Source organism: Candidatus Margulisiibacteriota bacterium, from assembly GCA_018822365.1.
Classification (GTDB): domain Bacteria; phylum Margulisbacteria; class WOR-1; order O2-12-FULL-45-9; family XYB2-FULL-48-7; genus XYB2-FULL-45-9.
On sequence record JAHJKL010000053.1, the window covers coordinates 1 to 6836 of the forward strand.

Sequence of the window (6836 nt, forward strand, 5' to 3'; positions counted from 1 at the left end):
AGAGGTATTTCGGCAAATTGACAGAAGGATCAGGGTGACGAGCAGGGTCAGAGAGGGGTCCAGGGCCAAGAAAGGGACGGTGATCGCGACGCTGAAAGGTCCGGCCAGGGGAATATTAACCGGTGAGCGGACCGCTTTAAACTTTATTCAGCGCCTTTCCGGCATCGCGACGCTAACCGGTGAATATCGCGCCAGGCTTAAGGGGACAAAGGCAAGACTTTTAGATACCAGAAAGACAATCCCCGGGTGGCGTTCCCTGGAAAAGCAGGCGGTTAAACTTGGCGGCGGTGAAAACCACCGCTTTGGCCTATATGACGCGATATTGATCAAAGACAATCACCTGAAAATAGCCAAGACCATTGAAAAAGCGGTCGATGCCGCCAGGATATTCTATGGGAAAAGGAAGGTCGAGGTTGAGGCCGGGTCGCTATCGGAAGTTAGGGGGGCCATAGAAGCCGGGGCGGACAGGATATTGTTGGACAACATGAAACTGGCTGACCTGAAGAAAGCGGTTGCGCTATGCAAACAGGCGCGAATCGAGACCGAAGCATCAGGCGGCATAAACCTGTTAAATATTCGAAGGATAGCCAGGGCAGGCGTTGATTTCATCTCCGTCGGTGCCCTCACACATTCGGCCAAAGCCCTGGACATCAACCTCAAGATAGATTAGCCTAATAGTTCCACGTGGAACGCTTTAGCCGATGAAGTATACCCAGCCATAAGGATCTGAGATCCTTTCTTCTTGAATGCCTACCAGGGTTTCATATAGGGTTCTAGTTAGCGGGCCAGCTTCTCCATTATTAAATGTGGTTTTCTTCCCCCCTTTGGTAATTGAGCCGACAGGGGTAACCACGGCCGCGGTGCCGGTGCAGAATGCCTCATCCGCCTTGAGCGCGAACTTAAGCGGCAATGGTCGGTCGTCTACCACTTTAATTCCCATATCCCTGGCCAGGGTGATGATGCTATCGCGGGTAATGCCGGGGAGGATCGTCCCGGTCAGCTTTGGCGTGTATAATACGCCATTGACGACAAAGAAAGCGTTGGCCGCTCCAACCTCTTCAACATTTTTGCCGGTCATTGCGTCAAGGTAAATGACTTCAGCAAAATCATTCGCTTTGGCCGTTGTGCCGGGGAGGAGGCTTCCGGCGTAATTCCCTCCGACCTTAACGTCCCCCATTAGGCCGGGGGCGGATCGCCGATAGAGATCTTCAACCAACATGGGTTTGCCGGTAAACCCTCCTTTAAAATATGGGCCGACCGGGCTGACAAAAACCATGAACGTTTCAACCGGAGCCGGGGCGACTCCCAATTGCGGGCCGCTGCCAAAGTGGGTCGGCCTAAGATATAACGCCGCTCCCAATCCCGGAGGGGCGAGGAGTTGTTCGTTAGCTAAGACAGTCGCTTTAATTGCTTCCAGATAATAATCAGCCGGGATTGGCGTTAGCGCGATCCTGGCGGAGGTCCTGGCGTGTCTTTTGGCGTTCTCTTCCAACCGAAAGGAGACGATCCTTCCCTTGGATGACCGATAAGCCTTCCCGCCTTCAAATCCGGTTTGGCCGTAATGAATGACCTGCGCCGCCGGGCTCAAAGAGAGGCCCTGAAAGGGGAAAAGAGAACGATTGATCGGGACGGAGCGCCAATCATCACCCCTTTTTATTTGAGAGACAAACATCACGTCGGAGGCGTTGAGCCCGAATGGGAGATTGGCAAAATCAATGTTTGCCGACGGCATTGGAAAAAGCCGCGACCGGATTTCCGGCACGCTCGAGATCACTTTTTCGGCCCTCTCCAGGACAGGGCCGCAAACAAAAGTCTGGCTGAATGCCCCCGGGTCAAGCGATGGCTGTAAGGGGACGCCGTCAAAATCCCTAAGACGGAGGCTGACCTCGCCCCGGTTTGTTTCGCAGCGGACGCCGGTCATATTTTTATTACGAAAGTCGATCGATCTTGGCAAGGCCCGGACTTGACATCCGTTAACCGTGACCCGTTTAACTACAACCATTGACATATGATTTTCCTCCAGATGGTTATCCGTCAGCAACTTGGGAAATTTCAGATGATTTGTTATAATGCCACTTCCTATGGAACACAAGTATGTATTAAAAAATTATTTTGGCGCGGCCAGGAACTACCAGATCGATTACCAGAAAGAGCTGACCGCGGAACAGCTCCCGATCGTCACCGCGCCTGGCGGTCCGATGCTGGTTATTGCCGGGGCCGGTTCGGGCAAAACCAGGACCATAACCTACCGGGTCGCCTACCTGGTTGAATCAGGGATCCCTCTCGACCGGATCATGCTGGTCACTTTTACCAATAAAGCAGCCAGAGAGATGGTGGCCAGGGCAGAGTCATTGTTGAAGACCGATATCAGGGACCTTTGCGGCGGCACATTTCACCATGTCGGGAACATGCTTTTACGCCGTCATGCCAAACTGATCGGTTATGAATCAAACTTTACCATTTTGGATAGGGCGGACGCCAAAGACCTGATCGACAATTGTGTTGCCGATTGCGGTATTGACACGAAGGCGAAGCGCTTTCCAAAAGGGGACAACCTGGCCGGCTTGTTTGGCCTGGCGGTCAATACCGGCCGCCAGATCGCCGATGTCATTGCTTATAATTACGCGCAGTTCGAGCCGCAGACTGAAGAGATCGAGTCGGTTTATAAAACATACAATCAGCATAAAAGAAAAAGCAACCTGATGGACTTTGACGATCTGCTTTTTAACTGGTGGAAGCTGCTGGCCGAACACGAAGATGTCGCCAAAAGGTATTCCGGCAAGTTCCTTCATTTATTGGTAGACGAATACCAGGACACCAACCATCTTCAGGCCAAGATCATGGATATTATGGCCAGAGAGCATCGCAATATAATGGTGGTGGGTGATGACAGCCAATCGATCTATAGCTTTCGGGGGGCCCACTTTAAGAACATCATTAACTTTCCTAAAGTGTATCCGGATGCCGCGGTATATAAGCTGGAGGTCAACCACCGGTCAACTCCGGAGATCCTGATGATCGCCAACGCCTCGATCAGCCTGGCCAAAGAAAAGTTTGACAAGCGGCTTAAGGCAAATCGGCCGGCCGGGCAGAAGCCGGTGGTTGTCCCCCTGGTCAATGTTTTCTCGCAGGCCTCGTTCATTGCCCAACGGATGCTGGAGCTCCGTGACGAAGGAAACTCGCTAAATGAAATGGCGGTCCTCTATCGATCGCATTACCAGTCGATGGAGATCCAGATGGAGCTGACCAAGCGGGGGATCCCGTTTGAGGTCCGTTCCGGGATCCGCTTTTTTGAAGAAGCGCACATCAAGGATGTCCTGGCTTTTTTAAAGATCTTCCACAACCCGAAGGATGAGATTTCCTGGACCAGGATACTGAAGCTTCTCCCCAAGGTTGGGCCCCGGACCGCGGAAAAAGTTTTTAATCACATCAGCCAGACGATCGACGCGGTTGCGGCGATCACCGCGGACGAGGCTGTTTCGCTAGTCCCGGCGGCTGCCCAGCGGGATTTTAGAATATTTCAGCAGACCCTGCGGGACCTGCAGGACAAAATCGATTCCCCCGCGGAGATGATCAAGATAATTGCCAGCTCAAATTACGCGGAATATATCAAGGGTCAATACGCGAACTTCCGCGAGCGGCTGGAAGACCTGGAGCAGATGGGGAGCTACGCTACCCAATTCAAATCTTTGGAAGACCTTTTAAGTTCACTGGCGCTCGTCTCCGGCATCGAATCGGAAACGATCGTTGATGGCGGGGAGGTTGAAAAAGAGGCGTGTGTCCTTTCTTCGGTCCATCAGGCCAAGGGGTTGGAATGGAGGATCGTGTTTGTGGTTTGGCTGGCGGATGGGCGCTTTCCATCCTACCTTTCTTTTAATAAGGAAGAGGAGATGGAAGAAGAGCGTCGCTTGTTTTACGTGGCAGTGACCAGGGCCAAAGATGAGCTTTACCTAACTTATCCATTAGTTTATTCCGGCTATGAAGGGGAGGTCCTGCTTAAGGAGTCGCGCTTCCTTGAAGAGATCCCGGAAAACTATTATGAAAAATGGACGGTGGAAGAAGAGAAGAAAAGCAGCTGGCCGGGGAGCGGCTGGGAAGAAAAGAACGAAACAGGGCAGATAATTGACCTGAGTGATTATCGGGAGGTTAAGGTTCAAAAGGATAAAAGAGATAATTTTGAGGCGATAGATATCAACGAGTTAATGGGGGGCTAGCCGCGGAAGCCCAGCAGGATAGAAGCCCCGCTATGGCGCGGGCCAAAACCGGACCGAATAAGCCCAAGCCCCGCCTCAAGAAATAGGGAGCCATCCCAAAGACCGACCTCGGCCCCAACAAACAAATCCCCGCCCAGCGAGCCTAATGTTCTTCCTGTTGTCAGGAGGGTGAAATTTGCTCCCCCGCCGACATAATAATGCCAGCCGGGTTCATATGGCTGGTTTAAACGATAGATCCCGTCAAAGCCAACAAAAAGGTTTTTACGCATGGAGTTTTCACTGTCAAGGCCAGAGGCGTAAGCGGCAAAAAGACGACCGCTGGAGGAGGAAATATTGTATGGTTCAAAAAAGGTCGCGTCAATCCTGGCCGCAGGGATCCCGGCTATCAGGCCCGACGAAATCCCAAGCTGCGGGTTGCGCGGCATAAAGACCTCTCTCCGGAGCTTTTTGAGCGCCTCGATCCTGGGGGGGGAAGGGGGTGGCGGCGCTTCCTCGGCTGGAGCGGCTCCAAGCGCCGGGGCGATCGGGGGAGGGGGAGCCACCCGGAGCAAATCATCGATCTCATTTTGATATGTGTTCATTTTATCAACGATAGGCTGTCGCTTGCTCCGGCTGACCCGGCGCACCTGGATGGAGAGACGCTTGATCTCCCGACGTAAATAATTTAGCCTGGCTTGCTTAGCTTTTAAGGGGAGCGGTTCGGGTTGTTTGACCAAAGGGGGAAGAGAAACCGCGGCCAATGCAGCCGGAACAAACAAGGTTAAAAGCAGGAGAACGGAAAACATCTTCTTCATTAACGATTAGGATAAAAGAAAAACAAGCGGGTGTCAAATCCCAATAAAATAGTATAATAGCAAACAATGGAAAAGCATCCGAATCCCAGCGAATATGACACACTGGCGGAAAAGTATCCGTTTCTTCGGCATGCCAAAGAAAAACCGGTCAGCTTGGCCGACCAGCGCTGTTGTGTTGTAGACATTGAAACGACCGGGCTGGAGTATAAGACGAGCGAGATCATTGAAATCGCGGCGGCCAGGCTGGAACACGGCAAGGTCGGCGAGAGCTTGAACGTATTGATCAATACCCACCAGCTGCTTCCCGATTTGATCGTCAACCTGACCGGGATCAACCAGGAAATGCATGATGGCGGCGTCGAAAAAAAAGCGGCTCTTGATGCGTTTTTTAAGTTCGTGGGTGGAGATCCTTTAGTAGTTCACAATGTAGAATTTGACATCCCTTTTATCAACCATCACGCGCAAACCTTGTTTAAGCCGCGACTTGGGAACCCGCTTATCTGCACGTTAAAGCTTGCCCGAAAGCTTATTCCCGGTTTATATTCGTATAAATTGTCGAAAGTTGCCGAATATTTCCGTATCCCTACGCCGATCCTGCATCGAGCGGGGGCGGATGTGGAGATCACCGGCGCGATCTGGTTAAGGCTGGTTGAACTGCTGGAGAAAAAGGGAATAAAGACCATCACGGAAGCCGAGAAGTATTGGCGGATCTGACCAAGCAAAATTAGCTGGGAAATGCTATCATAATAGAGATGAAAACCGGTCTGCTTACTATATTGCTCGCGGGAATATTGATAATTGCCGGCTGCGGCGATCTGCCGGAAGAAGCAACGACTGGCGACCTGTCCAGTTTGTCCATTTCTCCGACTAGCGCTTCTCTTGCCGTTGGCGGGAGCATTAACTTTGCCGCAACCGCAAATTATTCTGACGGGTCAACGGCGATCGTGGTCGCGACCTGGAGTTTGGCCAATAGCCTGGGAACGGTTAGCTCAGTTGCGTATACAGCGATATTTAAAGCCACAGCCGCCGGAACCGAAACTATTACCGCCTCTTACGGCGGAAAAACTGTTTCAGCAAACATAACCATTACCGCGACCGGCGAAAGCGGGAGCCTGGCTTCGATCGCTGTTTCGCCGTTGACGGCAACGTTGAGGGTGAACACCACGCAACTCTTTTCCGCATCCGGGCAGAACAGCTCGGGAGAGGCTGTCGCGATCTCTCCCAGATGGAGCTTGTCGGGAGACTCGATCGGGACCTTAACGGCCAACGGAACAACCGCGACCCTGGAAATAACCAGCCAGGGGACGGCAAAGGTCAACTGTACTTCTGGAGAAGTTGTCGGCTACGCTGATGTTACCGCCAGCGGTTATTCGGTCGATATTACTGTTGAGACCGACACCTACGTTGATTCGTCGGCCACGACCACTTCTTTTGAGGGAGCAACTTCGGTAAAAGCTGGGAACCTGGCCCCTCCGGGAACGCAGTATGAGGCATACTTTAAATATTCGCTTGCTTCACTCCCCAGCAATATAACAATTCAGGAAGCGACGCTAAAGCTTTACCCGACTTCGGCCGCAACCCCAACCTTCCAAATATATAATTTAGCCGGCGCCTTTACCGGGGCAACAACCTGGGGAACAAGGCCGACGGCAGGGGGCTTTATTGTTTCCGGTAATTTTACTGCCGGTGATTACAATAATATCAGTGACACAGATCTTTTGACGGCCGCTAAAAGCTGGTACACTACCCCAGCGGCCAACTATGGATTAGTAGTGAAACAAGACGGGGCGGAAAATGGGATGGTTGTGATCTTGAGCAAGGAAAACGG

Annotated in this window: 6 protein-coding genes; 4 read left to right on the top strand and 2 right to left on the bottom strand. The window is 52.1% G+C overall.

All coding sequences use genetic code 11. The features are described 5' to 3' along the window. Positions 1–670: carboxylating nicotinate-nucleotide diphosphorylase (nadC, locus tag KKF06_04585; GenBank protein ID MBU1617040.1), on the top strand; the 670-nt coding region annotated here is incomplete at its 5' end. Positions 671–694: 24 nt separating this feature from the next. Here nadC and KKF06_04590 read toward each other — a convergent pair. Continuing rightward, positions 695–2002, bottom strand: a complete 1308-nt coding sequence (locus tag KKF06_04590; protein MBU1617041.1) for a branched-chain amino acid aminotransferase — start codon at positions 2000–2002, stop codon at positions 695–697. Between the two features lie 79 nt (positions 2003–2081). Between KKF06_04590 and KKF06_04595 the strand changes: the two genes are divergently transcribed. Continuing rightward, positions 2082–4214: an ATP-dependent helicase gene (locus KKF06_04595; protein MBU1617042.1), complete on the top strand. Its 2133-nt coding sequence runs from the start codon at positions 2082–2084 to the stop codon at positions 4212–4214. Here the strand turns inward: KKF06_04595 and KKF06_04600 are convergent. Then, positions 4211–5008 carry a hypothetical protein gene (locus tag KKF06_04600; GenBank protein MBU1617043.1) on the bottom strand — a complete coding sequence of 266 codons (798 nt, stop codon included), beginning with the start codon at positions 5006–5008 and terminating at the stop codon, positions 4211–4213. The genes KKF06_04595 and KKF06_04600 overlap by 4 nt on opposite strands. A 66-nt stretch (positions 5009–5074) precedes the next feature. On the opposite strand from KKF06_04600, the gene KKF06_04605 reads away from it, so the two are divergent. Both KKF06_04605 and KKF06_04610 read left to right on the top strand, forming a co-directional pair. Continuing rightward, on the top strand, positions 5075–5722 hold the full coding sequence (locus KKF06_04605) for a 3'-5' exonuclease (GenBank protein MBU1617044.1): 648 nt from the start codon (positions 5075–5077) through the stop codon (positions 5720–5722). A gap of 38 nt (positions 5723–5760) precedes the next feature. Continuing rightward, positions 5761–6836 (top strand): DNRLRE domain-containing protein (locus KKF06_04610; protein MBU1617045.1); only part of this gene is annotated, 1076 nt, incomplete at its 3' end.